The sequence below is a fragment of the Psychrobacter sp. NG27 genome, assembly GCF_016106655.1.
Classification (GTDB): Bacteria; Pseudomonadota; Gammaproteobacteria; order Pseudomonadales; family Moraxellaceae; genus Psychrobacter.
In genome coordinates, this window is sequence record NZ_JADGIN010000001.1 from 196,515 (window position 1) to 223,512 (window position 26,998).

21 protein-coding genes and 3 pseudogenes are annotated in these 26,998 nt (G+C 44.7%); 13 read left to right on the forward strand and 11 right to left on the reverse strand.

Annotation, left to right across the window (positions count from 1 at the left end; genetic code table 11):
* Window positions 1–70: 70 nt before the first annotated feature.
* The 3 genes from IP485_RS00790 to hppD form a co-directional block, all read right to left on the reverse strand.
* Complete coding sequence (locus IP485_RS00790; RefSeq protein ID WP_194363230.1) at window positions 71–412, reverse strand: 4a-hydroxytetrahydrobiopterin dehydratase; 342 nt, start codon at window positions 410–412, stop codon at window positions 71–73.
* A gap of 130 nt (window positions 413–542) precedes the next feature.
* A complete protein-coding gene (gene phhA / locus IP485_RS00795) occupies window positions 543–1,445 on the reverse strand; it encodes a phenylalanine 4-monooxygenase (protein WP_198325589.1) in 903 nt (300 codons plus the stop codon).
* A 131-nt stretch (window positions 1,446–1,576) separates the two neighbouring features.
* Entirely contained in the window at window positions 1,577–2,677 is a 1,101-nt protein-coding gene (gene hppD, locus IP485_RS00800) for a 4-hydroxyphenylpyruvate dioxygenase (protein ID WP_198325590.1), read from the reverse strand.
* Window positions 2,678–2,838: 161 nt separating this feature from the next.
* Here hppD and IP485_RS00805 point away from each other — a divergent pair, with 161 nt between their 5' ends.
* The 5 genes from IP485_RS00805 (at window position 2,839) to IP485_RS00825 (ending at window position 8,681) form a co-directional block, all read left to right on the forward strand.
* On the forward strand, window positions 2,839–3,771 hold the full coding sequence (locus tag IP485_RS00805; RefSeq protein ID WP_198325591.1) for a LysR family transcriptional regulator: 933 nt from the start codon (window positions 2,839–2,841) through the stop codon (window positions 3,769–3,771).
* A gap of 172 nt (window positions 3,772–3,943) precedes the next feature.
* Window positions 3,944–5,140 carry an aromatic amino acid transaminase gene (locus IP485_RS00810; RefSeq protein ID WP_198325592.1) on the forward strand — a complete coding sequence of 399 codons (1,197 nt, stop codon included), beginning with the start codon at window positions 3,944–3,946 and terminating at the stop codon, window positions 5,138–5,140.
* Between the two features lie 297 nt (window positions 5,141–5,437).
* A complete protein-coding gene (fahA, locus tag IP485_RS00815) occupies window positions 5,438–6,739 on the forward strand; it encodes a fumarylacetoacetase (protein WP_198325593.1) in 1,302 nt (433 codons plus the stop codon).
* A gap of 160 nt (window positions 6,740–6,899) precedes the next feature.
* Window positions 6,900–7,475, forward strand: coding sequence for a VOC family protein (locus IP485_RS00820; protein ID WP_198325594.1), 576 nt, complete (start codon window positions 6,900–6,902; stop codon window positions 7,473–7,475).
* Between the two features lie 153 nt (window positions 7,476–7,628).
* On the forward strand, window positions 7,629–8,681 hold the full coding sequence (locus tag IP485_RS00825) for a TRAP transporter substrate-binding protein (protein ID WP_198325595.1): 1,053 nt from the start codon (window positions 7,629–7,631) through the stop codon (window positions 8,679–8,681).
* 45 nt (window positions 8,682–8,726) lie between these two features.
* Here the strand turns inward: IP485_RS00825 and IP485_RS00830 are convergent, their stop codons facing one another.
* Window positions 8,727–9,584, reverse strand: coding sequence for an IclR family transcriptional regulator (locus tag IP485_RS00830; RefSeq protein WP_198325596.1), 858 nt, complete (start codon window positions 9,582–9,584; stop codon window positions 8,727–8,729).
* 162 nt (window positions 9,585–9,746) lie between these two features.
* Between IP485_RS00830 and maiA the strand changes: the two genes are divergently transcribed.
* The 5 genes from maiA to IP485_RS00855 all read left to right on the forward strand — a co-directional run bounded on the left by maiA (window position 9,747) and on the right by IP485_RS00855 (window position 14,796).
* Complete coding sequence (maiA, locus tag IP485_RS00835) at window positions 9,747–10,394, forward strand: maleylacetoacetate isomerase (RefSeq protein ID WP_198325986.1); 648 nt, start codon at window positions 9,747–9,749, stop codon at window positions 10,392–10,394.
* Window positions 10,395–10,554: 160 nt separating this feature from the next.
* Window positions 10,555–12,051 (forward strand): DUF4331 domain-containing protein, encoded by a 1,497-nt coding sequence (locus IP485_RS00840; protein ID WP_198325597.1) that lies wholly within the window; start codon window positions 10,555–10,557, stop codon window positions 12,049–12,051.
* A gap of 27 nt (window positions 12,052–12,078) precedes the next feature.
* Window positions 12,079–12,348 carry a hypothetical protein gene (locus tag IP485_RS00845; protein ID WP_198325598.1) on the forward strand — a complete coding sequence of 90 codons (270 nt, stop codon included), beginning with the start codon at window positions 12,079–12,081 and terminating at the stop codon, window positions 12,346–12,348.
* Window positions 12,349–12,424: 76 nt separating this feature from the next.
* On the forward strand, window positions 12,425–13,654 hold the full coding sequence (locus IP485_RS00850) for a tetratricopeptide repeat protein (protein WP_198325599.1): 1,230 nt from the start codon (window positions 12,425–12,427) through the stop codon (window positions 13,652–13,654).
* A complete protein-coding gene (locus tag IP485_RS00855; protein WP_198325600.1) occupies window positions 13,651–14,796 on the forward strand; it encodes a HupE/UreJ family protein in 1,146 nt (381 codons plus the stop codon). The genes IP485_RS00850 and IP485_RS00855 overlap by 4 nt, the downstream gene beginning before the upstream one ends.
* 71 nt (window positions 14,797–14,867) lie before the next feature.
* On the opposite strand, the gene IP485_RS00860 is transcribed toward IP485_RS00855, so the two are convergent.
* The gene (locus tag IP485_RS00860; protein ID WP_198325601.1) at window positions 14,868–15,998 is read right to left on the reverse strand and encodes an energy transducer TonB; all 1,131 of its coding nucleotides are present in this window, start codon (window positions 15,996–15,998) and stop codon (window positions 14,868–14,870) included.
* Window positions 15,999–16,264: 266 nt separating this feature from the next.
* Between IP485_RS00860 and IP485_RS00865 the strand changes: the two genes are divergently transcribed.
* Window positions 16,265–16,867: an acyl-CoA dehydrogenase family protein gene (locus tag IP485_RS00865; RefSeq protein WP_198325602.1), complete on the forward strand. Its 603-nt coding sequence runs from the start codon at window positions 16,265–16,267 to the stop codon at window positions 16,865–16,867.
* On the forward strand, window positions 16,836–17,447 hold the full coding sequence (locus IP485_RS00870; protein ID WP_198325603.1) for a hypothetical protein: 612 nt from the start codon (window positions 16,836–16,838) through the stop codon (window positions 17,445–17,447). The genes IP485_RS00865 and IP485_RS00870 overlap by 32 nt, the downstream gene beginning before the upstream one ends.
* Window positions 17,448–17,958: 511 nt before the next feature.
* Here IP485_RS00870 and IP485_RS13925 read toward each other — a convergent pair.
* The 6 genes and pseudogenes from IP485_RS13925 to IP485_RS00885 all read right to left on the reverse strand — a co-directional run bounded on the left by IP485_RS13925 (window position 17,959) and on the right by IP485_RS00885 (window position 26,223).
* A complete protein-coding gene (locus IP485_RS13925; RefSeq protein WP_413787011.1) occupies window positions 17,959–21,312 on the reverse strand; it encodes a YadA-like family protein in 3,354 nt (1,117 codons plus the stop codon).
* Window positions 21,313–21,621: 309 nt separating this feature from the next.
* A pseudogene (locus tag IP485_RS13930) lies at window positions 21,622–21,675 on the reverse strand (hypothetical protein); the annotation flags it as partial.
* A gap of 399 nt (window positions 21,676–22,074) precedes the next feature.
* A pseudogene (locus tag IP485_RS13935) lies at window positions 22,075–22,764 on the reverse strand (hypothetical protein); the annotation flags it as partial.
* A 54-nt stretch (window positions 22,765–22,818) separates the two neighbouring features.
* Window positions 22,819–23,457: pseudogene (locus IP485_RS13940) on the reverse strand (ESPR-type extended signal peptide-containing protein); the annotation flags it as partial.
* A gap of 430 nt (window positions 23,458–23,887) precedes the next feature.
* The gene (locus IP485_RS00880; protein WP_198325605.1) at window positions 23,888–25,522 is read right to left on the reverse strand and encodes a sensor histidine kinase; all 1,635 of its coding nucleotides are present in this window, start codon (window positions 25,520–25,522) and stop codon (window positions 23,888–23,890) included.
* A 14-nt stretch (window positions 25,523–25,536) separates the two neighbouring features.
* Window positions 25,537–26,223, reverse strand: coding sequence for a response regulator transcription factor (locus IP485_RS00885; protein ID WP_194363212.1), 687 nt, complete (start codon window positions 26,221–26,223; stop codon window positions 25,537–25,539).
* A 211-nt stretch (window positions 26,224–26,434) separates the two neighbouring features.
* Between IP485_RS00885 and IP485_RS00890 the strand changes: the two genes are divergently transcribed.
* Window positions 26,435–26,968, forward strand: coding sequence for a Spy/CpxP family protein refolding chaperone (locus IP485_RS00890; RefSeq protein ID WP_197175873.1), 534 nt, complete (start codon window positions 26,435–26,437; stop codon window positions 26,966–26,968).
* Window positions 26,969–26,998: the final 30 nt, after the last annotated feature.

Below are 26,998 nucleotides of genomic sequence, written 5' to 3' on the forward strand. Positions count from 1 at the left end.
CTACAGATGGCAGTCTGAGCAAGTGTGATACCCTATCCAATTTATCTAGAACTTATCATCACTAGCCAAATCAAGTATCAAGCAAGTTATCGGTTTTGGCTGCCATGACAAAATCATTGCGATGTAAACCTTTGATACTATGCGACCACCACGTGACGGTGGCCTTGCCCCACTCTACCAAGATACCCGGATGATGCCCTTCTGCTTCAGCGATATCTGCCAGTTGATTGGCAAATGCCATGGCTTTGACGAAGTTTTTGAACTTGTACTGGCGCTGCAATTGCTCAATGCCGTCCACCTCGATCAACGACCAATCGGGAATTTGCTGTAGCAGCTCGCGTGCCTCAGACTCATCGACCTTCGGTGCGCCAATACGGCAGGCTTCACAGCTAGATTGTGATAATGTTGTCATAATAAAATCCTTTTATAATGTCTGTTTTGTTAGCTATTTTTTAATACTTATACGTCCATGTTGAGATAGCTTTATCGCTATCTCAATACTCCGTACTGAAGTGACTGTATTTACTTTTTAATTGACGTTCTTAACGAGTTTTTTCTGTATAAGTCGGCTCAAATACTCCAAGTGACATTGCCTGCTTGACCGCTCCCATGATGTCACTATTGACGATATCAAATAAGGTATCTAATTCATCAATGACATAGTAAATCGGCTGTATCTGATCAATACGATAAGGCGTACGCAACACATCAAGCAAATCAAACGCTCGATGTTCAGGTTGCGGTTTAGGCTGATGCTGTGTTGTATATTGAAGGTTTGATTGCTCTTGTGCTGTATGATCAAGTGCATAAACCGTTTCAGAAGGTGAGCTTAATATACCGCCACCATAGATTCTACGATTTTCCATTCGACTGCCGACCAATCCAAACTCAATAGTAAACCAATAAAGCCTTGCTAAAAACCAGCGCTCCTCTTTTGTTGCGCTAAGACCAAGCTTACCATACGTCTCATTGAAAGCTGCAAACGCAGGATGGGTCAATAGCGGACAATGCCCAACGATTTCGTGAAAGATATCAGGCTCTTCAATATAGTCCATATCATCGAATCGACGAATAAACGTCGCGACAGGAAAAGATTTATTGGCTAATAATTTAAAGAATTTACCAAAGCTAATTAATGCCGGCACAGCGGCGGTCTGCCAACCTGTGGTCGCTTGCAATACCTCATCGATATCGTGCAACTGCGGGATATGCGTCGTCGGTAAATTTAACTTAGTCAAACCCTCTAGATATGCAGTACACGCACGATTGGGCGTTTGTTCCGCTTGACGTGCCAGCAGCGCTTGCCACATCGCATTTTCATCGGCACTGTAGTGAATATGACCATTGCTATCTGGCTGGTGTGAGATATAGGGCTGTTTTTTGTCAGTCGAAGGATGAGCGCCGACAGTAGTATTTAGAGAGTTAATATGTGAAAGGCGTTCCATGCCTGTATTCCTTTTATCGCAATGAGAGCATTACCTTTGCAGTATGCTTTTAGGTAATGCACTTATTAAGGACAATACAAAGTCCTTTTGTCTTGTCCGTTTGTTAAATGTGGTCTAAGCGTTAGGTAGTTTTATAGCGTTTCAGTCTCTGGCTGACCGACTGTGCCACGACGCACTTGGTCGCGCTCTATCGATTCAAACAACGCTTTAAAGTTACCTTCACCAAAACCGTCTGCATAATCGCCTTTACGCTGAATGAACTCAAAGAACACTGGGCTACCCAAAATGGTTTCAGAGAAAATCTGTAGCAGCAGACGCGGTGCGCCGCCCTCTGTTGTGCCATCTAATAAGATACCGCGCATTTGCAATTCAGCCACATTTTCACCGTGGTTTGGCAAACGCTCGCTCAGCATGTCATAGTAAGCAGCATTTGGTGCAGTCATCAACGGAATACCAGCTGCTTTTAGTTTATCGATACTGGCAAACAAATCATCACTGGCTAGAGCAATATGCTGAATACCTTCACCATTGAAATGCATTAGGTACTCTTCGATCTGTCCACCGCCCTGTTTGGCTTCTTCATTTAATGGAATGCGGATTTTGCCATCAGGTGCGGTCATGGCTTTACTGGTTAGTCCCGTGTACTCACCTTTGATGTCAAAGTAACGAATCTCGCGGAAATTAAAGATACGCTCATAAAATTTTGCCCAGTACGCCATGCGTCCACGATAGACGTTGTGCGTTAAATGGTCGATGACTTTGAAGCCATAGCCGACAGGGTTTCTATCGATATCTGCAAAGAACTCAAAGTCGACATCATAGATAGATTCACCATCTTTATAACGGTCAATCAAATAGATTAGTGAGCCGCCGATGCCTTTGATAGCAGGCAATCTGAGCTCCATTACCCCTGTTGGCACATCTACTGGCTGCGCACCCGTTTCTACCGCACGCTCGTACGCTTTTTTGGCGTCTTTTACGCGAAAGCCCATGCTACAAGCACCAGCGCCATGCTCTTCAACAAAGTAACTGGCTGGGCTTTTTGGCTCGCGGTTTAGGATAAGGTTGATATCACCTTGGCGGTATAGCGCCACGTCTTTTGATCTGTGGTTGGCAACATGGGCAAAACCAAGCTGCTTAAACAATGCGTCGACCGCATCAGGTTGCGGAGAGGCGAACTCAACAAAATCAAATCCATTTAGTCCCATTGGGTTGTCAAATAAATCTGCCATTGTAATTATCCTTAATTTCAATTGGTGGTAAAAAGTCGGTTAGTAATAAAAATCCATAAAACGATTGATAATCAATCTTTATTGTTGACGTTGTATTTATATTAGATTAGCTTTATTTATAAGACTAATTGTTTTTTATTATTTATTTATCAGGTTTACTTATGAATATCAGCATTCGCCAATTGACCGCCTTTATCAAAGTCGCTGACAACGGCAGTTTCACTCGTGCTAGCGAACAGATGTATTTGACTCAATCTGCTGTCAGCGGATTGATTAAAGAATTAGAATCTGGCCTCGGTATCGTGCTGTTTGATCGCACCACTCGTCAGTTGTCTTTGTCAGCAGTCGGACGGCATCTACTCCCACAAGCGCGGCGCATCTTGAACGAGATGCAGCTATTTGAAAATGAAGCGAGTAGCTTGACCAGCTTAGCCCAAGGTCAGGTGCGCTTGGCTGTTTCTCAGTTCGCGGCGTCCTCCCTGCCTGCCGTCATCGCCCAGTTCGCCAAAAAATATCCAAATATTGGCGTCTCACTACTGGACTGCTCAGCAGAAAATTTACTCAAGCATATTCAAGATATCGAAGTCGATTTAGGCGTTGGCACCGAGCTTGGTTTTATAGAAGCTGATGATGATATCGGTGCTGACTTGTTATATCAGCTACCATTTTGCGTGGTTATGCCAGACAATCATGCGCTGGCAGAAAGAGATGAAATTACTTGGCAAGATTTATTAGAGACGCCGCTGATTACCTTACAAGGCCCGTTCCTTGAGCAAGTAACCGCAGAGCTCGATGATTCTATTTCCGCTCATATCGAACAAGCCCGCTACAAGGTGAATTTTATGTCCACCGCGCTTGAGATGACGCGCCAAGGTTTCGGCATTACCTTATGCTTACCCTATATGCCTGAGGTCATTGATTGGGTCAGTGCCAATGGTCTGCTGATGCGCCCACTCACACAACCGGTCAAAATGCGACAGTTTTTTATCTATCAGCGAGCCTCACGGGCGTTGTCTCCGGCGACGATTGCCTTTAAACAGTTTCTGCAAACGTATTTTGCGACTCATTATAACGACTTACATCACTCTGAATAATCGTCTACCAAATGACGTATAGCACCTCAAATGCGCTTGATAGACGGATAAACAAACTATTTGGACATTTATTTTATTAATTGCCTCATATAACTCACTCTCGTGTTGAGTTCAGCTGCGATTTGCTCTATGATTTTCGGCTGCTCGATTTATATTTTTATAAGGAAATGGCATGTTTGAACGTATCGATTATTACGCTGGTGATCCAATCTTAGGTCTTATGGAAAAGTACTCAGCAGATAGCAATCCTAACAAGGTCAATTTAGGTATTGGTATTTATTATGATGAGAATGGCGTATTGCCTGTACTCGACTGTGTCAAAACAGCCGAAGAGCGTATTGCTGATCCTATCGCACCGCGTCCATACTTACCGATGGCAGGCTTGCCTGGACACCGTAAAGGCTGTCAGGAGCTATTATTTGGTAAAGACGCACAAGTATTAAAAGACGGCCTAGTCGCGACTATCGCGACCATCGGTGGGTCTGGCGCACTAAAAATCGGCGCTGAATTTATCAATGAATGGTTTCCGCACGCCAAATGTTATGTGAGCGATCCAACATGGGGCAATCACATTGCCATCTTTGAAGGCTCTGATGTCGAAGTGGGCAAATACCCGTACTACGACAAAGCCAATGGCGGCATCAAATTCGATGAGATGATTGCGTTTTTTGAGACCCTAAACAAAGATGACGTGGTTCTGTTGCACCCTTGCTGTCACAATCCAACCGGTATGGATTTGACCCAAGCCCAATGGGATACTGTGTTAAACGTCGTGCAAGCGCGTGAGCTGATTCCATTCATGGATATCGCCTATCAAGGTTTTGGCGAAGACATGGACAGCGACGCTTATGCTATCCGTAAAGCGGTTGATATGGGCTTACCACTGTTTGTCAGTAACTCCTTCTCTAAAAACTTATCGCTATATGGCGAGCGTGTCGGCGGCCTGTCTGTCGTATGCCCAACCGCAGACGAAACCGATCGTGTGTTTGGTCAGCTAAATGCAGCCGTACGCCGTATCTATTCAAGCCCGCCATCACATGGTGGACGTGTCGTCGATATCGTCATGAACGATGAAGCGCTGCATGAGCAGTGGGTTGGCGAAGTTTATGCCATGCGCGACCGTATCAAAGCGATGCGTCTAAAGCTAAAGTCTGTGTTAGAAGCTAAAATCCCTAACCGCAACTTTGACTACATCACTCGCCAAAACGGTATGTTTAGCTTCACAGGTCTCACACCTGAGCAAGTCGAGCGCTTACAAAGTGAGTTTGGTGTTTATATGGTCTCTAACTCACGTATGTGTGTGGCTGGCCTGAACACCAGTAACATCGACTATGTGGCCAATGCCATGGCAGATGTCCTAAAAGACTGATTGAGCCAACTTACTTAATAGGTTACTTGATATGTAACTTGATAAGAGATAAACGTGAATGAAGAAGGCTGAGCGATTGCTTGGCCTTTTTTTGTGCATGGCATTTAATCAAAACTATTTCGTCAAAACCATCTAGTCAGAACCATTTAGTCAGAACACCGACAGTAACTTTTCAAAATATCCCTTTGACGGAAGACATTGCACAAAAAACTTGCAATCGATATATCAATAAATTACATTATACGTAAGTAGTTAATTATAACGTAATTCACAATTTATATTAGCAAGGAGCAAATCATGTCAACGATTGACAGTACCCTCACCTCTTTTATCGATATCGCCACGGATTCTGACTTTTCAATCCACAATCTCCCTTACGGTATTTTTAGCGAAAACGAAGATGCTGCTGCTAATAACAAGCGCCGTGCAGGCATTGCCATTGGTGAGCACGTGCTTGATTTGTCTGTACTAGAGACAGAAGGGTTATTAAGTATGGAAGGTGGCCCTTATTTTGATCAGCCTACTCTAAATGCTTTTATTGACTCAGGTCGAGACAATTGGACACAGGCACGCACCACCATTCAGACACTACTATCTAGCGACAATGCTACCTTACGTGACAATGCAGACTTGCAGAAAAAGGTACTGTTTAAGCAAGCAGATGTCACGATGTATTTGCCTGTGCAAGTGCCTGGCTTTACCGACTTTTACTCGTCTAAAGAGCACGCGACCAACGTCGGTACCATGTTCCGCGATCCAAACAACGCTCTACTACCCAACTGGACTGAAATGCCTGTCGGCTACAACGGACGCGCCAGCACCGTCATCGTCAGCGGTACCGATGTGATACGCCCATCCGGTCAGCTAAAACCCAATGCAGAAGACCGCCCTATCTTCTCAGCCTGTAAGCGTTTAGATTTTGAGTTAGAGACTGCATTTGTCGTTGGAAAAGGCAATCATATCGGTCAACCAATCGCCGTAGATGAGGCCTCTGATCATATCTTTGGTATGGTGCTACTCAATGACTGGTCAGCACGAGATATCCAAAAGTGGGAATACGTACCTTTAGGTCCATTCAATGCCAAGACTTTTGCCTCTGAGGTTTCCCCTTGGATTGTCACGATGGATGCATTGGCACCGTTTAAAACAGCTTGTCCAGCACAAGAACCCAAGCCCCTTGCTTATTTAAATGAAAAATCGAGCGACAACAGCTTTGATATCAATCTGTCAGTTGAGCTACTACCTAAAGATGCAGAAACAGCGACAGTCATTTGCGAGACCAATTTTAAATACATGTACTGGTCGATGGCACAGCAGCTTACCCACCACACCATCACTGGCTGTAAGGTAGAAGTCGGTGACATGATGGGCTCAGGTACGATTTCAGGCCCAACACCAGAGTCGTATGGCTCGATGCTAGAGATTGCTTGGAATGCGACCAAACCTGTCACGCTAAAAAGTGGCGAGACACGCAGCTTCATCGAAGATGGCGACACCGTCATCATGAAAGGCTATAGCGAAAAAGACGGCATCCGTGTTGGCTTTGGTGAAGTACGCGGCAAAGTATTACCAGCGCTTAGCTTTGATTTTGATAAATAGCATTTGAAAAATAATATACATCAAATAATACAGACAAAGAAATAGCAAAATAGGCGTGAAAATTCTCATGCGGGCTAATAGAAAGACAAGCGTATTCACCTACTCATAATTATGTGAATAAAGCCAAATGAGTGACACGCCTTATCAAAAGGATATTGATATGAGCTTTACCATTGAAAAGATTCATCATGTGGCTTATCGCTGCAAAGATGCCAAAGAAACGGTCGAATGGTACAAAAAGCATTTGAACATGGATTTTATTTTGGCATTCGCAGAAGACCATGTGCCCTCGACCAAAGCCTTTGATCCCTATATGCATGTCTTCTTGAATGCAGGCAGCGGCAATGTTTTAGCTTTCTTTGAAGTACCCAATCAACCTGAAATGGGCTTTGATCCAAACACCCCAAGCTGGGTGCAGCATTTAGCGCTAAAGGTTAAGGACCGCGACGAATTAATCGTTGCCAAAGAGCATTTGGAGAAAGGCGGCATCGATGTCATTGGCGTGACCAATCATGGCATCTTTCACTCGATTTACTTCTTTGATCCTAATGGTCATCGTTTAGAGCTGACCTATGATGACCCGACCTCAGAAGATAAAGTCTCGATGATTACAGACGCCATCAAGCAAGACATGCTAGATGAATGGTCTCGTACCAAACGCGCCCCAGCACATACGCAGTTTTTGCATAGTGATGAGTTAGCTGAAGCGCGCGAAATTGCGCCCGTCGGCGAGTAAATTCCCCTATCTTTCTGTTTGCTACCTTTTCTCCCTATGGTCAATAAATCATCGCTTTAAGCCTAAATGACCTAGGGCGTGTCTTCATTGAAGACACGCCCTAGGTCACAAAAGATAGCAAATTATACCCAACCATCATGAAAGGACTCTATGATGAAAGTAAAAACCCCTCTAGGAATATTTCTAGCTGCCACGATGGCAATGACTGGCTGCTCCAATAACGACCAAGCAGCTGGCGCGTCTACAGATGCAGCTAAAGTGACGACATTGCGGTTCTCGCATTTCATGACTGCTACTGACAATATAAACACCGAAGCATTGGAGCCATGGGCAAAGAAAATTGAAGCCGATTCGAAAGGCCGCTTAAAGGTTGAGATATACCCTTCTGCAACGCTTAGCAAACCAGGAGCTACCTATGACGCTACGGCTAAAGGTAGTGTGGATATTGGTATGCAAGCACAAGGATATACGGCAGGACGTTTTCCTTTGACTCAAATTGTAGAGTTGCCAGGCATCACCAATACCGCACAGCAGCAGAGCTGTATACTTCATAAACTATATGACGAGGGTGTCATTAAAGACGAGTACGAAGACACTCACTTGTTAGCGCTGATAGGGACTGGACAAGGTGCGCTTCATACCGTTGATAAACCGATTCGCACGCCAGCCGATATGAAAGGTCTGCGTATTCGTCAACCTTCTGCCGTTGCTAGCCACATTATTGAGGCGACGGGTGCTGCACCTGTCGGCATGCCTGCCAGTGATACCTATACCTCTCTTCAGCGCGGTGTCATTGACGGGCTTAGCTTTACTTGGCAGCCGATTCAAGCATTTCGCCTTGACGAGTTAATCAATACGCACACCAACATTCCTTTTTATAACTCCACCTTCGTTATCAGTATGAATAAAGAGAAATATAACAGTTTGCCTGATGACCTAAAGAAAGTAATTGATGATAATTCAGGCGCAGCGCTGGCAGCGCATATATCGGAGGTGTTTGATGTGAGTAATGCCAAAGCGATGGCCGCTGCCAAAGCAAAAGGCGATATCATGATCGATATCCCTGATCCACTTAATGACCCAGATTGGAGAGGTCCATTAATGAAAGGCTCTCAGCATTACCTTGATGAGGTAAATGCGACTGGTCTAGACGCTGACAATGTATACAAAAAAGCAAAAGCGGCCAGTAGCGCCTGTATGGTTTAAAGGATGAATTGAAGACACACCCTAGCTTATAGCACCACATACTGGCTAGGCAATTTGATAACGCCTCGCTATCGTTAGTATTAGCTCTACCACATTATGTTGCTCGCTCATTGGCAATTGCTCTGTGGTTCCAATAATAGTGATGGCGTATTCTAGTGGTAGCGCTTCGCTAATAGTTTTGTCGCTACTTGTGGATGGCTTAACAGCACTATTGGCAAGCTGCGGCAATACGACAGGTATCGTAATAGCGTTAATCCCCATGAGCATATCACCCGCCACTGTCGCATAGCCTTGAGTACGTATTTTGGCTTGTAGCTGGGTAAAATCCTGCCACTTCTTGGCCATATCTGCAGCGGTATTACTCGTATGCCATTCAGCTGTGACCAATGGCTGAATGACGGTATCAGGTTGATAACTGGCAAATAATTGCCCTGTGGCCGATGTCGTCAGAGGCATACGCGAGCCGATGCGAGTGATGATACTAATCGGACTGTCTGGCTCAACGGACTGAATAATAATAGGGCCTTCGCTAAACCATTTGGCAATTTGTACACCGCAGTTTAAGGTGTCCTTGATTTCATTAGCCACTTGCGTGAGACGTGCCAATATATCATTTTGATTAAACCCAGTATGTCGCAGCGCAGCCAATGCATTGACTCTATCACCCACTCCATATCGACCATCATCAAGTTTACGCGCATAGTTTTTGCGGATGAGACTGACCAAGTAACGATGGGATTTTGCTGGATGCATTTGCATGGCTTCAGCGATATCCTTTAGCATCATGGGCTCATTGCGGTCGATCAGCACATCGAGTATCGATAGCCCAATCTCAAGCGACTGAACCCCACTTTGGTTTTTACTAGTGATAGAACTGTCTACAAGGGTTTTGTCTGCTGGCATGATTTGCTCGATTCTGGTGTGCTTGGTTATTTTTTAATGATGGTTTTCTTGCTAATGGTTTGTTCAATAATGGCTTGCCCGATTAAATATCATTGAGATATAGACCTTACTTCATAATATTTATCTTTATAAAAACACATTTACATAAGGACATGAATAATGATGACACTTTATGGCTACTTTCGTAGTAGCACTTCTTACCGTACTCGTATCGCTATGAACCTAAAAGGCTTAGATTACGATGATATCACGATCAATCTGGCACAGGATGAACAGTTAGAATCTGCCTTCAAAGCAATTAATCCGCAAGGATTAGTGCCTGTCCTACAAGCTGACGATTTATTATTATATCAAAGTCCAGCTATCTTGGAGTGGTTAGAAGAGGCTTACCCTGAACATGCACTATTGCCCAACGATGCTGCTGGGCGCATGCATGTACGTGCACTGAGCGCCATGGTTGGTTGCGACATCCATCCACTTAATAATCGCCGCATTTTACAATACCTGCGTAATGAGCTGTTAGTAGACGAGGAAGATGTCATTGTATGGTGCAATCGTTGGATCAGTGAAGGATTTGTGGCGTTAGAGACACGCTTATCGGCAGATAAAGGTCGTGGAAAATTTTGCTATGGTGACAGTCCTACGTTCGCAGATTGCTATTTGATTCCGCAAGTATCTTCTGCACGGCGCTTTAAAGTAGACCTTAGTGATTATCCCAATATCGTCGCTATTGATACGCACTGCCGTACCCTAAAAGCCTTTGCAGATGCCGATCCTATGATGCAATCTGATGCACCAAAAAAACCATAATTATCAATCTATTAAATTCGATAAAAACGTAGACACAATATAGTAAACAAGTGTATATTTAAAAACAACTTAACAAGCCTCTTATTAAGTTAACCAGTATTTAAAGGAAGCACTGAACCACAGACGCATTATTACTCAAAGTTTATATACAAGGATTCGTATGAAATACACCACAAAGGCTCTAATAGCAGCGGTAACACTGTGCATGAGTGCAAGTGCTATCGCCTCAAGTCACCGTGAAGCCCCTTCCATCACCAAAACTCCAAAAGTCGATGCCTCTGACTTTTATATGTTCAATAGTTATGAAGCCAATCGAGCAGATTATGTCACGATTATTGCTAACTATTTACCGCTGCAGGACGCTTACGGTGGACCGAATTATTTTGCCTTAGATTCAGATGCCCTTTATGAGATTCATGTTGATAACAACGGCGATGCTGTCGAAGACATCACCTTTCAGTTTGATTTTACTCAAGAGCTAAACAGCATTGAGATTGACTCAGATGGTGATCCATCGACGCCAAACATTGCCATTCCATTGTCTAATGCAGGTGATGCATCCAACCCTACTAACGTGCAAACGAACGAAAGCTACAACGTAACGATGGTTAAGGGCGATCGCCGTAGTGGCTCGCGCACCTCATTAGGCAATTTTGACAAGCCATTTGACTATATTGGTACTAAATCGTTTACAGACTATCCTACCTATGCGCGCAGCTTTATTAAGCCACTAAATCTAGGCAGCTGTGGTACAGGTCGAGTGTTTGTCGGTCAGCGTGCTGAAGGTTTTGCTATTGATCTAGGTAAAGTGTTTGACTTGGTCAACCTAAACCCACTAGGTGCACGTGATGGCGGCACCAACACTCTAGCGGACAAAAACGTCACCTCAATCGCGATGGAAGTGCCAAAAGCGTGTCTCGTCAATAGCACGAGCAAAGACCCTGTAATTGGCGCTTGGACAACAGCCAGCGTGCGTCAAGCGACCTTGGTCAATGGCAATCCTGCTTCTGGTATCAGCACTACTGCCAAAAAAGGTGGGGCATGGACTCAGGTTTCAAGACTCGGTATGCCACTGGTTAACGAAGTGGTCATCGGTCTTAAAGACAAAGACAAGTTCAATGCCTCAGAGCCAAAAGATGACGTCGCAAAATTTGCGCCTTATGTCTTTTATCCAACGCTTCCTGCTCTAATTCAGACGCTATACCCACAAGCACCAGCACCAACGAACTTCCCGCGTCAAGATTTGGTCACCGCATTTTTGACAGGCGTTCCTACTGTCAACAAACCAGCTAACGAAAATATGGTGCCATCAGACATGCTGCGTCTAAACACCAGTATAGCGGCGGTCGCTGCTGCCAATCAGAACGATTTGGGCGTGATTAGTATTATTGATGCTCAAAACGATGGCCGTCCAAGTACTGCTAACGATGTCGCAGGTTTCCCGAATGGTAGACGTCCGGGTGATGATGTGACCGATATCGCACTAAGAGTATCAATGGGCGCCCTATGTCATGCAGGCTTACCGGCCGCTGTCACTTGTGTCCCTGCTGATGCCAAAGCTGGCAAGGCACTATTCACTGATGGTGCACTTAAACCTGCAACCGAATTTGACTCAGTATTTCCTTATCTAACCACCCCAACCCCAGGTAGCCGATAAGCTGAATCTAACCCAAGGAGAAATACTATGCGCTATATAATGTTAGCCGTATTGATCACTGGATCAGCTGCGCTTTCTGGTTGTTTCAATGATAATGATAGCTCGTCAAATCTGGGCAAGAGCGATGTTGCCGTAGACCAAGCCAAGGCTGAATTGGCTGTCAACAGAGCCAATGACGTAATTGATGCCAGCAACAATGTGGACACCGATGAACCTCAGGATATCGATCGGATTGTACTGCCCGAGGCCAATTTGGCAGAGCCTGTTGTAGTGACAGGCGCCAACGCCTCGCTATAGTGTCGTGTGAGATAAATCCAGCACCTAATCAGTTTACTGATTGGGTGTTTCTTTATGTTCTAAGCTGAGGTATTTTATGCACTGGATTCAATTTCCTATCAAATTACTACTGTTAATATTCGTCAGCATACCGCTTATTCATGCGGCCCCTTTTATCCCGACAGACGACCAACAGATTCTCGCAGTATTGCCCGAAGACTCCCCCCCAGCGCGTTACCTAACCTCAGCTGATTTTGCCTCTGACACCAGCAAAAACTCTCTGGAGCAAACCAGTCAATTATTAGAGCGTGCTTATCTGCAAGGTGATCCACGCGCGTTAGGACAAGCTCGCGCGCAATTGGATCAGAGCACCGATCAAAGTACCGATACGCTTATGTTACAAGCAAGGGCACTTCAGTCCGATCATAAGTTTGATCAAGCAAAAGATCTATTAAAACAAATACTCAGTCGCGATGCCGCTCATCCAGATGCCTTATTGACACTGTCATCTCTACTGGTGGTTCAAGGTCAGTTCACAGAGGCCATGAGCTATTGCAAAAGACTCAATAACCCAGAACTGCGTGTTTATGCACTGGCCTGCGCCGCTCAAATACAAAGCATGACAGGACAGCTTGACTCCGTAAAACAAACCCTCGCTGGACTGGCTGCCCTAGCACCTGGCCTAGATGCATCGACAGCACGCTGGATCTATTTGATTCAAGCAGATGCAGCACTGCGTAGTCAGGATACTGCCCTGTCCAATCAAGTGTTTGATGCAATGGATGATCAGACCGTACCTGCATTGATGGCTCAGGCAGATTGGTTGTTGAGCATTGGTGAGTACCAGCGCGTGCGTACGCTATTACAAATGCATACCGATAAAGATGCCCTACTGCTACGCCTTATTAGCGCGCAAATAAAATTAAAAGATACTAACGCTCAGAAAAACTTAACCTTAATGAAAGAGCGCATCGATGTCTGGCGGATACGTCAAGAAAACGCTCATATGCGAGAACAAGCGGCTTATGCTTTGCTCGCAAATGACACAGACTCAGCCCTGAAATTGGCCATTGATAACTGGAAAAATCAACGTGAAACAGCCGATATCGTGCTATATGCAACAGCCGCTATCAAAGCTAGCAGCCAAAAGGATATTCAGCTACTACGTCAGTTTATGACAGACACGCAGTTTGAATACCCAGCACTTGAGCGTGCATTACTTTTAGGTAAGATTGATGATTGCCTACATTGCCATGCTAACAACATACCAAACTCAACCGCCAAAACATCAGGTACGCCAGTGACGAGCAAGGATAACCCCTTATGAGCGCACCAAATAAAAGCATATGGCATCACACCTATCGTTATATCGCACTGGTTTTCTTATTGCTAATAGGCACTGTCGCGCAAGCACACGAATCTAGTACCGCGTATCTAAACCTAGCGGTAGAGGACTCAAACAATGCAGCAGGCGTGATATACGAGGCTGAGTACGAGCTATCACTTCGCGATTTGGCATTACTCATAAACATCGATCCAAACCAAGACCAGCAGGTCAGTTGGGCGGAGGTAAAAGCGCAGACATCGCTGATAGAGCAGCTTGTAACGTCTAAGATAAAGCTAGCAAGCGCTGATCAATTGTGCCAAATAACAAGCTTTTCACCACTGGCTATCAACACGCGTGGCGGTTTTAACTATCTGTATAACAATTTTGCATTACGCTGTGAGCAGCCTATCGATAATCTTGATTATCAGATATTGGCCGGTATCGATGCCAATCATCGTCTGATTCTAACGGAATCTGGTGATGACGCAGCATTGCAAGTATTGGCCGTGGGATCAACACCTTTAGGCTCAGAGGCAAACTCAGGATGGCTGTCTATTGCCACCAACTTCCTCAAAAGCGGTGTTCATCATTTGCTTATTGGCCTCGATCATCTGCTGTTTTTATTCGTGCTGCTTATACCTGCTGTATACATGCGCAAACAGAAACAACTGGTCGCAGTTGCTAAACCAAAAGCGGCGCTACTTGAGATTTTTTGGATCGCAACCTCATTCACGCTCGCCCACTCCATTACCTTGACCTTGGCAGCATTACAAATCGTCAGCGTGCCTGCCCGCTTTATTGAGTCGGTCATCGCGCTGTCTATTGCCTTTGCTGCGCTCAATAATTTAGTGCCCATGCTGCGAGTACGAGCCATTTATCTGGCGTTCGTTTTTGGTCTGATTCATGGATTTGGTTTTGCCAACGTACTGGTAGACTTACCACTTGCCACAAGCGCGCGGGTACTAGCGTTACTCAGCTTCAATGTCGGTATCGAATTGGGACAGTTGGTATTTATCGCTGTGGTTTTCCCTATCGCCTTACTACTGCGTCATACCCAATTTTATAAATGGGGCATATTTTATACGGGTTCGCTGATCAGTATTTTGATAGCGCTGTGGTGGTTTTTTGAGCGAGCCTTTTAAATGGCTCATTGACGGACAACTTGACTCAAAACAGTAAAAGCTTGTGAGGCATTTTTTGCTAGTAGCAAATACTAAGACCGCTCATAAACCAGCGACATAGGGACAATGGCATCGACGACGATGCCATTGTCTTTTAGCGGATTGAGTTGCCCTGCTCTGACTTGAGTCGTGGCGATGGCATCAATGATCGGACTGCCTGATGACTCAAGTACCTGCACCTCTGTCACATAGCCTTCTTTATTGACATGCAGCTCTAGCATGACGATAAAGACATCCCCTAACCCAGTACTGACGTTGCGCCATACCAGCGATGGCACACCAGTGGTCGGCTCGCTCCCCTCAATCCACCTACCATCATCTGCAGCAAAAAGTATTGCTTTGTTTTTGTCTGTCTGATTGTTCAATTCAGATTGGTCACTATCTTGCTGTGCGGCCTGATCAGCGGCCAATGCCAGCATGTTTGCAATGGCTTCATTAGCAGCTTGCACTCGCCACTGCTCCCTTTCAGCTTCTTTTCTACCAGCTTGATTTTTAGCTGATCGTTTCTGTATCGCTTGCTCACGATTAAACTGAGCCGTCACTGCTCGAATCATGGCAGACAAGTCATCATCTGTTTCAGAGTTGTCATTAGATAGGCGGACGATTTTTCTTGACTCTACGGTTGTCAGACTTTGTATTGATGACGTGGCATCTGTCTTGGGTTCTTTATCTTTAGAAGAGGTTTTATTTAATGATGTCTTATCAGGTAGTGGTTTCTTTTCTACTTTCGTTTTACGCCGTTTGATTGGCTCTGATACGGCCAAAGTTTCAGGAGACTTAGTACGCTCACTATCTTGTATTGGCTCATCTTGTATTGGCTCATCTTGTATTGGCTTATCTTGTATTGGCTTATCTGTTTGCTGCTTGAGTGTTCCAGTTTTGGTTATCTCAGTTTTGGTAAGTACCGTTTTGGGAAGCGCTGTGTTAGCTTGAGGCTCTGCACTGGGATTTTCTGTAGATGATTTGGTAGAGAGAGTGGCCTCTTTTATTAACTCTATCTGAATGGCTTTTGGTGTATTGGCTGGCTCTGAAGGTCTTGAGCTATCTACAGACATCATCGCCCATACAGTCATCCCATGCAGTATGACAACTGCAATGGTAACCCAAGTAGTGATAAGACGAGTAAAGGGGCTTGGTATCATGATAGCTACTAGAATACTCATTAAAAACAACCCTGTATACGGGTTTATTTAATAAATATTAGAGAGCTAAATGCAGCGTTTGCATTGCTGATAACGACCATAACACAGCATCATTTTTTATTATATTCTTTTATATAAATATTATTTTTAATATATTTAAATTATTGGTTGTATGGTTGTAAACAGTTGGTTACTCTTACTCTAGGCATTGTCATATCTAAAGCCCATAACTCACTGACTTAAGACATGGATGCCGTTTATTCCTCATAATAATAAGGTTGAGCAATATGAACGATATACCTTTAGGACAGACAACTATTACCTTACCCTCCGATGCGGCACATCATGTATATGAGTCGGCAATCTTATCTAGAGAAGACACAGAAAACGACAGAAAAATTGCCCCAGACGTCGTCAAAAAACTTGCAGAACAATCGTTATTTAGGCTCGGTCTACCGGCATATTTAGGAGGATGGGATGGTAACCCTGTAGAAACGTTGAAAGTTTATGAGATACTGGCCAGTGCTGAGGCCTCAGCGGCGTGGATCGTTTGGAACAACCATTTGGCCTGTACATTTGGTAGATTTTTAGACGAGTCGAGCATGCATGAGATATATAGTGACCCGTCTCATGTTTATGCCAATTCAGCACGTCCTGAGGGGGTGGCTAACACAGTTGATGGAGGCTACCTAGTCTCTGGTCAATGGACATTGGTCTCTGGATCTGAGTTGGCAGACTGGTTTGTGCTACGTTGTCTCGTTATTTCTGAAGGCTCTCCAACCACACTAGGTCCGGGTGCCAATCTAAAGCTGTTTTTTTATTCCGAAAAAAGACGTAGAGGTTATAGATACTTGGCATGTGGGCGGATTAAAGGGTACAGGCAGTCATGATATTATCGTCAAAGATGCCTTTGTCAAATCAGAATATGCCGTTGATTTTGATAGTCCTGTCACGATAGACAGTGCCTATAGCCGTCTACCTATTGGCTGTATGAATGCCGCTGGCTGTGCAGCCATGTCGCTAGGCGTCTTAAAGGCAACCATGGATGATTTAATCGATATGTGTCTTGAAAGAGTGACACCTGGTAAAAACCCAGATCTGCGCGACCGTACGACGGTGCAAGACACTATTGCAAAGAGTAAAACACTATTGGCCTCTAGACGCATACAGCTTCATCAAAGTGTAGAGATACTGTGGGAAGCGGCGCAGCAAAAACAGACCTTTACGGATATACAGCTTGCAGATATCTGGGCAGCATCTTGTGAAGCGGCAAGAGAGTCTAGAGCCATGGTATCTGAGATTTATGCTGTGGCTGGCACTGCTTCACTATACAAAAAACATAGAATAGAGCGAGCACATAGAGACATTCATGCGATCTTACAACATGGCATTATCCAGCCGCACTGGATGAGTCAAGCAGGCATAGCCTATGTTGGATTGACACCTCATGCAGCCATGTTCAGAATATAAAGGCAGTGATACCGAGGAGCGCCTTCAATGCACTCGATACTCATCTCAATGGGCTAAAAACGGCTAGATCTTGCCAAGCATTGTCAAAAAACTGGTTAATATCTCGATGTTAACCGGCTATTTTCTTGTTTGATGGCAATTTATCTCATTTTTATCACCATTTTTAAAATGAAGACACATTCTATAGCCGATACTAAATAAAATGGGTACAGTATTTAATAACGTGAAACTGGTATAAATTTTTCTGGCTTGCTGTGCCTATGCCGACAGAGGCTGTAAAAAATTCATCCCAGTCCCGCTGTATCTTTTTCATATTGGACTGACTATATTAATAATAATCACTGGCATCTGAATGGCATCGCATATATTGCCAGCATCTCTGGCTGTGCAACTGAGCGTCGCTATCGTTGACTGATTGCGTACTAATTATTGTTATATTCACACATAAAAAAGCAAGACATCTGATGTCTTGCTTTTTTTATCTCATCATAATCGTTATAACAAAATCGCTTTAATCAAAATGGAAGCCTGCACCTACTGCGCCGCCTACATTGCCTTGAGTATCGGCAGTACCATTTACTTTGATGACCCAGCGACCGTCATTAGACAGTTTGGAGAAACCAACCGCAACGGCACTTTCGCCATTATAGGTACTGACACCGCCACCGATCAATGACTTGCCTGATATATAGGCTTGAGGTAAAGCAGACATTGCCATCGCAGCCGATATACCTGCATTCGCATCGTCTTCTACTTCATTGATCTTGTAGCCTAGATCACTCATATTACTATTGAGTCTACTATCAAGTGCACTCAGCTGGCTGTAGTTGACGGCATCGGTTGCCTCGATACCATCAGCGACACCAGTGATACGTTGACTGCCTGCATTTATTCCTTGAGCGGTCATACTTGGGCCGCCTTGCATGCTGATACCATTACTATTGATGACTGTCGTGCCAGTCGTGACACTATCAACGTTGATGTTGCCGTTGAGATCAAACTTGATGCTACTGCCTTCTGCTGTGGTCGTTATGTTGTTACCACCCGTGAAACTTAAAACACTCTCATCTCCGACTGGTTTGTTGATATTATCACCACTGTCTGCACCGAAGTTAAGACCCGCATCAATTTTATCCGTATTGGACTGAATGTTTGTCGTATTAGTGGCGATGTTGATTGTGTTGGTCTCGATATTGCTGGTATTCGTTGAAATCGCGGTGGTATTGATCTGTACGTTTTCATTGATTTCGATCGTGCCTTGTCTAATAGAAGCAATTGCGCCGTCTATGTTGCTCTGACCTGTTCCGCCAATATCGCTATTGGTGAAAGTACCACTCTCAGCATTGTAGACAGTATCGCCGCCAATAATGCTACTGATACCACTTCCTTGGGCGTAGAGCTGGCTACCGTTCATAGCATCCCGACTTGTCGCTGAAACTTCACCATTTTGAACATTGGTGACTTTATTATTAGCAGCATCAATACCACTTTTCGTGATACTTGGACCATCGGTTATGGTCAGTCCATTATCACTGATAGTGGTATCACCGGTGTTGACACTATCCAAAGTAATATCTGGGTTTAGATCAAAACTGATGTCATTAGGATTGCCAGGTAGAGCTGCTGCACGTAAACCTGTGCTAGCATCAAAGGCAGCCACATCATTAACTAACGTTCTAGATACTTTGATATTACCATCTCTACTATTTAGGTCGATAGCATCTCCTTGTCTTACCTGAGTAGCAATATCACCTTGAGCAGTGATATCCCAACCTCGATCCAAGGCAATGGTCACTTCTCTCAATTGCCCAACGTTTACGGCATCAGAGTTCAGCTCACCTCTACCAACATTGCGAATGATGTTGCCACCATTGTCTAGACCAGTGCTACTTAGTCTGACCGTTCTACCTAAGCCACTATCCACAAAGGTAAAGCCTGCGTTGTTCATGATGCTATTGCCTATTTGCATACTGCCCTCATCTCCCAAGTCCAACTGGTTGTTGAGTTTAACTTGAACGCCAGTCACAGAAGCAATAGTAGTAAGGTTACTATCACCTGTGACATTGATCGTATCACCTAATCCAAATTGCTGATCATTATCGCTATTACCATCACCAATTTTGATACCTTTGGCAATTTCATTATTGGTCGTTGTGAGCTGTGCGAAGTTTACAGCATCACTTGGGGCAATCCCTTCACCAACTTTGATAATTCTATTATTGCCATTATCAAGACCTTCATTGCTTAACGTAATGGTCTGTTTAGGGCCATCAGTGATGGTGATACCTGCATTGTTGAGAACCGTGTTTTCCATTCTCACGCTACCGTTTGTACCAAGCATTACATCTTCAGCCAATTTAACGTTTAGATTGCCATCTTGATCAGCAATCACACCGATATTGTTCTCTGTTAAGTTCGTTGCGCCTCCTTGGATTGTTAAGGTTTGACCTAACTTACGATTGACAACAATAGTCGTGTCGTCTCCTGTAAAGTCCAGTCCCAAGTCGACTGTACTATTGGTTGCATTTAACTGTCTAACATTGACAGCATCTGTATCCTCATCACCATCAGCTACCTCAGTGATTCTGTTGCCACCATTATTAAGACCGTTACTGCTGAGTCTGACCGTACTGCCACCAAGGAAGTTAACGCCGCCAGTGTTCAGTACCGTATCGCCTGTGGTTACTTCAGTGAAAGCCACCTCATCCGTAGTAGAAACCTTAATGCCACCATCATCAGTAAGAATAATGTTCTTACCACTGATGAAATTAGCAATGTTGTCCGTTTTGGTCAGTGTCTGAACGCTCTCACCATCTATTTGAGCAACAATAGTCTGCATGGCACTATCAGCTTTTACCAAGCTGGCTTTGCTATCGGCACTTAAGTCAACGGCATAGTCAGTTATATTAGTCGTCTCGTCTTTTTCACCTGCTGTTACGGTGACGGCATCAGAGCCTTTTGATACGGTAGCGCCATCTGCATTGACCGTGTAGACATCTTGACCATTGTCACCAGTAGACTTCACCACACCAGCAACGTTAGTACCGGCGGCAACTTCAGTTCTAGCAGCGGCAGCAGAATTAACAAGCTGACTAACATTGACAGCATCATTTGGGTTTTCACCATCATCAACATTGATAACTTTCTTATTGCCAGCGTTGACACCACCAGACTTAGTGATGCTTGGGCCATTGACCATGCTTAGACCATCGCTGGTCAACGTTGCATTAGACAATGGGTTTGTACCCGTCACTGTCACACCAGCGCCACTAACCGTAGTCACACCACCTGTTAGAAAACCACCAGTGACAATACCCAAACGATTCACACTAGTGCCATTAAATAAGTTACCTGTGCTGACGCTACCGTTGCTACCTAAATCCAAGTTGTTGTTGAGCTTGACTTCGATTTTCCCATTTCTCACTCTTGTGTCGATATTGTCGTTAGAACCAACTACTTCAACTTGTTCTCCTAGCTGTTTCATTACAGTTTGACCATCGGCAGCTTTTAAGCCAAAGCCTTGGTTAATAGTAGTCGTGTTACTTTCGACCGCTTCATTGGTGGCATGCAATTGACTGCCATTCACCGCATCCGTGCTGGTTGCATTCACCGCACCACCAGCAACGTGTTTGATCTGACGCTCAGCGCCTGCCGAACCAACAGAGACTTGATCACCAACTCGCATCGCAGGACCTGCGATGGTGTGTGTGACCCCGCCAACTGTCATGGTCGATTCAGTGGTTGCGTTTGTGGCAGTGGTTGACCCTGCGCCTAAAGCAACCGAACCATCTAAGCTTGCTGACGATCCCATGCCAAAGGCTGAGGATGCGACACCCGCTGAGGAAGACTGTACGCCAATAGCCATAGACAGTGCCCCTTTAGACAGTGCTTTTGAGCCAATCGCAATAGAGGCTTCGCCATCAGATTCGGTAGTTCTAGCATAATATGTTGGTTCAACAAGGTCGCGACCCGTATAAGCTTTGAATGTGGCATTGACACTGCCATTATTGACACCAGAGGCTGAGGTGCCATCAAGGTTTGCTGCAGAGGCGGCATTTAGATCGTCGCCACCAATGGCGATAGAAGATCCACCTCTGGATACCACGTTGCCACCGATCGCGATGGACTGTTCGCCTAGTGCGGCAGTGGGCTGTACACTCCCTCCAGTACCAATAGCAATCGCTTGACCACCAGAAGCGACTGCACTTCCGCCCAGAGCCATGGCATTATAGCCCGTTGCCCCATCATTATTAGCATTGCCAGTAGCCATTGAATTGACGCTATAATACTTGGTTTTGTTGGTCGCAACGGCAGTGTTTAGATCACCGATGTTGGCTGCGTTGTTGTTATCACCAACACCACTGGCCACATTTGTGATTTGGGTACTGTTGGCATCGATGCCTGTTGATGAGAGCTTTATACCACCAATGTTGGCACTATCAAGACCGGTTAGGTTTTTAGCCAACTGAATGTTTAAGGTGTCGCTGCCATCAGCAACCACCCCTATGTTACCCGTCGTTAGCGTTCCCGTTGCACCACCTTTGACGTTAAGTGCCTGACCAAGTGTGCGGTTAACCGTTCCACCGGTGTCACCGTCAAAGTCGAGGCCTAAGCCAATGGCTGTGCTGTTATTGGTCACTTCTGTGTTTGTGGCATGCAATTGACTGCCATTTATGGCATCCGTGCTGGTTGCATTCACCGCACCACCAGCGACGTGTTTGATTTGACGCTCAGCGCCTGCTGAACCAACAGAGACTTGATCACCAACTCGCATCGCAGGACCTGCGATGGTGTGTGTGACCCCGCCAACTGTCATGGTCGATTCAGTGGTTGCGTTTGTGGCAGTGGTTGACCCTGCGCCTAAAGCAACCGAACCATCTAAGCTTGCTGACGATCCCATGCCAAAGGCTGAGGATGCGACACCCGCTGAGGAAGACTGTACGCCAATAGCCATAGACAGTGCCCCTTTAGACAGTGCTTTTGAGCCAATCGCAATAGAGGCTTCGCCATCAGATTCGGTAGTTCTAGCATAATATGTTGGTTCAACAAGGTCGCGACCCGTATAAGCTTTGAATGTGGCATTGACACTGCCATTATTGACACCAGAGGCTGAGGTGCCATCAAGGTTTGCTGCAGAGGCGGCATTTAGATCGTCGCCACCAATGGCGATAGAAGATCCACCTCTGGATACCACGTTGCCACCGATCGCGATGGACTGTTCGCCTAGTGCGGCAGTGGGCTGTACACTCCCTCCAGTACCAATAGCAATCGCTTGACCACCAGAAGCGACTGCACTTCCGCCCAGAGCCATGGCATTATAGCCCGTTGCCCCATCATTATTAGCATTGCCAGTAGCCATTGAATTGACGCTATAATACTTGGTTTTATTAGTGGCAACCGTGGTCGCTAGGCTAGATAATTGCCCTCCATTGATCGCGTCCTTACTACCAAGAGCAATCAAACCATCCGCAACGCCTGTAATCTGGTTGTTACCATTATTCAGACCGTTATTACCTAGCACCACATTATTTAACGGATCACTTACTGTAATCTTAATACCAGAGTTATCGACCAAGGTATCGCCCGTTTTCAGACTGCCATCAGCCCCTAAGTCGACATTTTCATCAAGCTTTATCGTCAATGATTTATCACGTCTATCAGCCGTGACGCTAATATTTTTGGTACTAGAATCGCCCATTACTGTTTCACCACCTTGGACCGTTAATGTCTGGTGGTAGAATGGATTTGTATAGATTTTAGGCGCTGAATCATCTCCAGCAAAGTAAGTGCCCACTGCATTTGCCTGCATGCCAAATCCAGCAGCCAATAGCCCAAGCCCTATAGCGCTTAAGCGTAATGTCTTGATAGTGGACAGATTAGAGGTTGTGTTGATAGTCGCGTTAGAGCTAACACTAGATTTGGAAGACTTGCCACGTCCCTTCGCATATTCACCAACGGCGGTAAAACAACTTAAGGCTTCATTCCAGATGACTTTATAGATGCGGTTCATGATGCGTACTCCCTTACAGACTTGTCAGATTTAAAAAATCAGAGATAAAATCCATCTTGCAAGAGAGTTGATATCGTAAAATAAAACAAATTATGAACTTATGATAATTTAGTTTTTTCAAAAATTTCTGGTATCGAAGTTTAAAAAATAGGACGTTTTGTTTTGTAAGTTATGTATCACTCTCTTTATATATTAGTATTACCGAATATATAAAGAGAGACAATACCGTCCATCTGTATTTTAATACCGTTCATGCAATTATATTCATAAAAACGCATATATTTATTTATATTTATGAATATTTGTATTAAATTATGACCATTTTTAAAAAAATCAGTATTTTACATAGGTCAGGTATACGTTTATATGCACCATCATTGCTCATAAACGCATACCATTTACATGAAATATTTATCAGTAATGTATCTTACTATTTAGTAGGTAATACAATCTCTACAACCAAGCCTTGAACGTCATCACGGCGATTGTGTGCATTGATATATCCTTTGTGTGCCATTACTACGGCATGGACGATAGCCAGTCCAAGTCCGTAACCGCCAGTATCACGGTGTCGAGCAGAATCGAGCCGTACAAAGGGATGGAAAATACGTTCTAAGTCCTTGTCTGCCACACCGCCACCTTCGTCTGTTATGGCAATTTGAACAGCAGTGGTCTTATTTTCCATTTGTATTGCTTTGATTTGGGCAATCACTGTCGAACCCGCTGCCGTGTGCATAAAAGCGTTGCGAATGACATTTTCAAGTGCGCTATACAGCTGTTCTGCATTGCCTTGTACTGTCCAAAAACCCTCCAAGTCATCTAGCGCTGAGGCTTCAGGCATTTGCCATTGCCAATGCACGTCTTTATGCTGAAACTCAAAGCAGACATCCTCTCCGATACTACTGATAATGTCAGATATATCGACTGCTTCACTCTCCAAGTTATCAACAGTATATTGCTGCATTTGCAGGGATTGAATGTGAATGATCTGCTCAATCAGCTCATTCATCCGTGTAGACTCTTTATCGATGCGATCTAGATAGCGATTAGCATTGGGCGCAAAGTCTCGAGTCAACTCAGTCGCTACATCCAGACGAGCAAGCGGCGAACGCAGCTCATGTGAGATATCACTGAGCATTTGCTTGCGTGCCAGCTCACTGTCAATCAGTCTCGTCGATAGATGGGCGACATCTTTGGCAAGTAGCCCCAACTCATCATCGCCCATCTTAGACAGTTCTGGGTTGGCTTGGTAATTACCATCAATCATACGGTGTACTGTATTTTGTACACGGCCAATTCGCTGGGTTAGCGTACGACTGAGCCATATGCAGACCAATACACTAAAGATAACGATTAATAGCAAACGTATTGGAAAATTACCATGCTGTATCTCTACCACGTCTGAAAAACGCAAATGCGGACGCAACTGTATGATGATTGACTGACCATCAGGTAACTCAACAGACATATCGGCCAGTTCAGGACGAGTATCAATATCAGCTACTGCTGCGCTACTTGCCGTTCTTGGCTTTAGGAGTTTTTGCCAAAAAGACGGCTCATTTTTCGGTATATCATTGTCGTGTTCACGCAATCTGTCGTCAGCATTACGACCTTCTACACCATAAGCATTATTATCTACTCTAGGCGGTCTAGACGGTATTTGCTGCAACGGTTGTATCGCACGATCCATTGTTTGCCGATCATTTTGAAGCTGCCCTTGCCGACCGTCTTTATCACGGTAACGCGGAAATATAATAGCCCCCTGCTCATCATAAACCCTGATTTGATTCATCAACTGTCGATCTTGACGATACATCTGCCTGACAGACTCTACATCACCAATCCGTAGCGCTGCGACCATCTCTTCACGCTTTATCAATAGACTCTCGATTTGGACGTCCATACGAGAGGTCAGCTCTTTTTCAGCCAGCCAGCGCTCTACTACGATGGACAGTACAGAAGTGATCAAAATTGTCAGTAATAGGCTCAAAAATAGACGCCAAAATAAGGTGATGCGTACCTTAAATTTAGGTGCCTTTTTGAGATTCTGTTCAGAAGCTTTCATCGATGTATCCGTCATTACAGCACCAGTTGATAACCTTTGCCACGCACCGCTTTTATTGGCTCATCGTGAAAAGGTTGAAGTTTTTTGCGTAAGCGAGATACATGTACGTCGAGACTACGGTCGAAGGGCTGCAATTCGCGTTGCAAGACATTTTCTGACAGCCATGCTTTACTCACCACCTCCCCTTTTTGTTTGAGCAGAGCCACGAGCAGATCAAACTCTGTACCAGTGACTTGTAGCGCCACGCCATCTATCTCACAAATGCGCTGGTTCTGATCCAGATGCAAGCGACTCTCTGGTAGCGGCGTGTGTTCAGAGGCCGTCGTATTAGTCCGTTTAATCACCGCATTGATACGCGCCAGCAGCTCCCGAGGGTTACAAGGCTTGGTGATATAATCATCCGCACCTAACTCTAAACCGATAATCCGATCAATCTCTTCCCCTTTTGCGGTCAGCATAATGACAGGGATATCAATGATATTTGGTAATTGGCGCAGCACACTCAATCCATCTAGTTTCGGCATCATAATGTCGAGCACGAGCAGATCATAGACCGTATCTTCATGTGCCACTGCCTTGAGTCTTTGTATGACTGCGGCGCCATCATGGACACAATCACACTGAATGCCATGATTGTGCAAATACTCTTGTAATAACTGGGTTAACTCTTCGTCATCATCGCCTATCAATATATTTGGCACACTTATCTCCTTTCACTTTCGATAGCATTCATTGGTTTAATTCCTTTAGTTACCCATATTATCAGGCAAGCGCGTAGCAATTCGCTAAAAACGTTACCTTTCTTAATACTTCATAAATGTTCGTAACCTTTAACTGTCGTAATATAGCTCCTATCAACCCATTACTACCACATTCAATGTAATTACACTCAATACAATCAAGGATATCGTTATGAAAAAATTATTATTAGCTTCAGTATTAGCAGCGTCTAGCGTATTTACTGTCACTGCATGTACCAGCGTCAACGCGACTACTGATACAACGCCTACAACCAAAATGCAAAAGCAGCATAAAGCTGGCATGAAAAAAGGTGAGATGAGAGGCCCACTATCTAAACTAGACCTCACAGCAGCGCAGCAAACACAAATCAAAGCCATCATGGAAGCGAAACATAGCAATAACAAAGCGGATCGCACAAAGCATCAAGCAGAGCGTGCGCAAATGGATCAACAGATGCAAGCCTTGACCAATGCAAGCACATTGAATAGTGCTGCAGTAAACCGTTTGGCCGATCAGCAAGCAGCTAAAACCAAGCAGCGCTTTATTGAGCGTGTACAAACACAACACGCCATTGCTCAAGTATTGACTGCTGAGCAACGCGCAAAACTTGCACAAATGAAAGAAGATAGAAAAGGTGACGACGAAGGCCGTCGTGGTCCAGACCATCGTGAGCAACGTGGTGATCGTGCACAGCAAGGTATGTAATAAACCACTCCGGAAAAGTGTTATTTTACC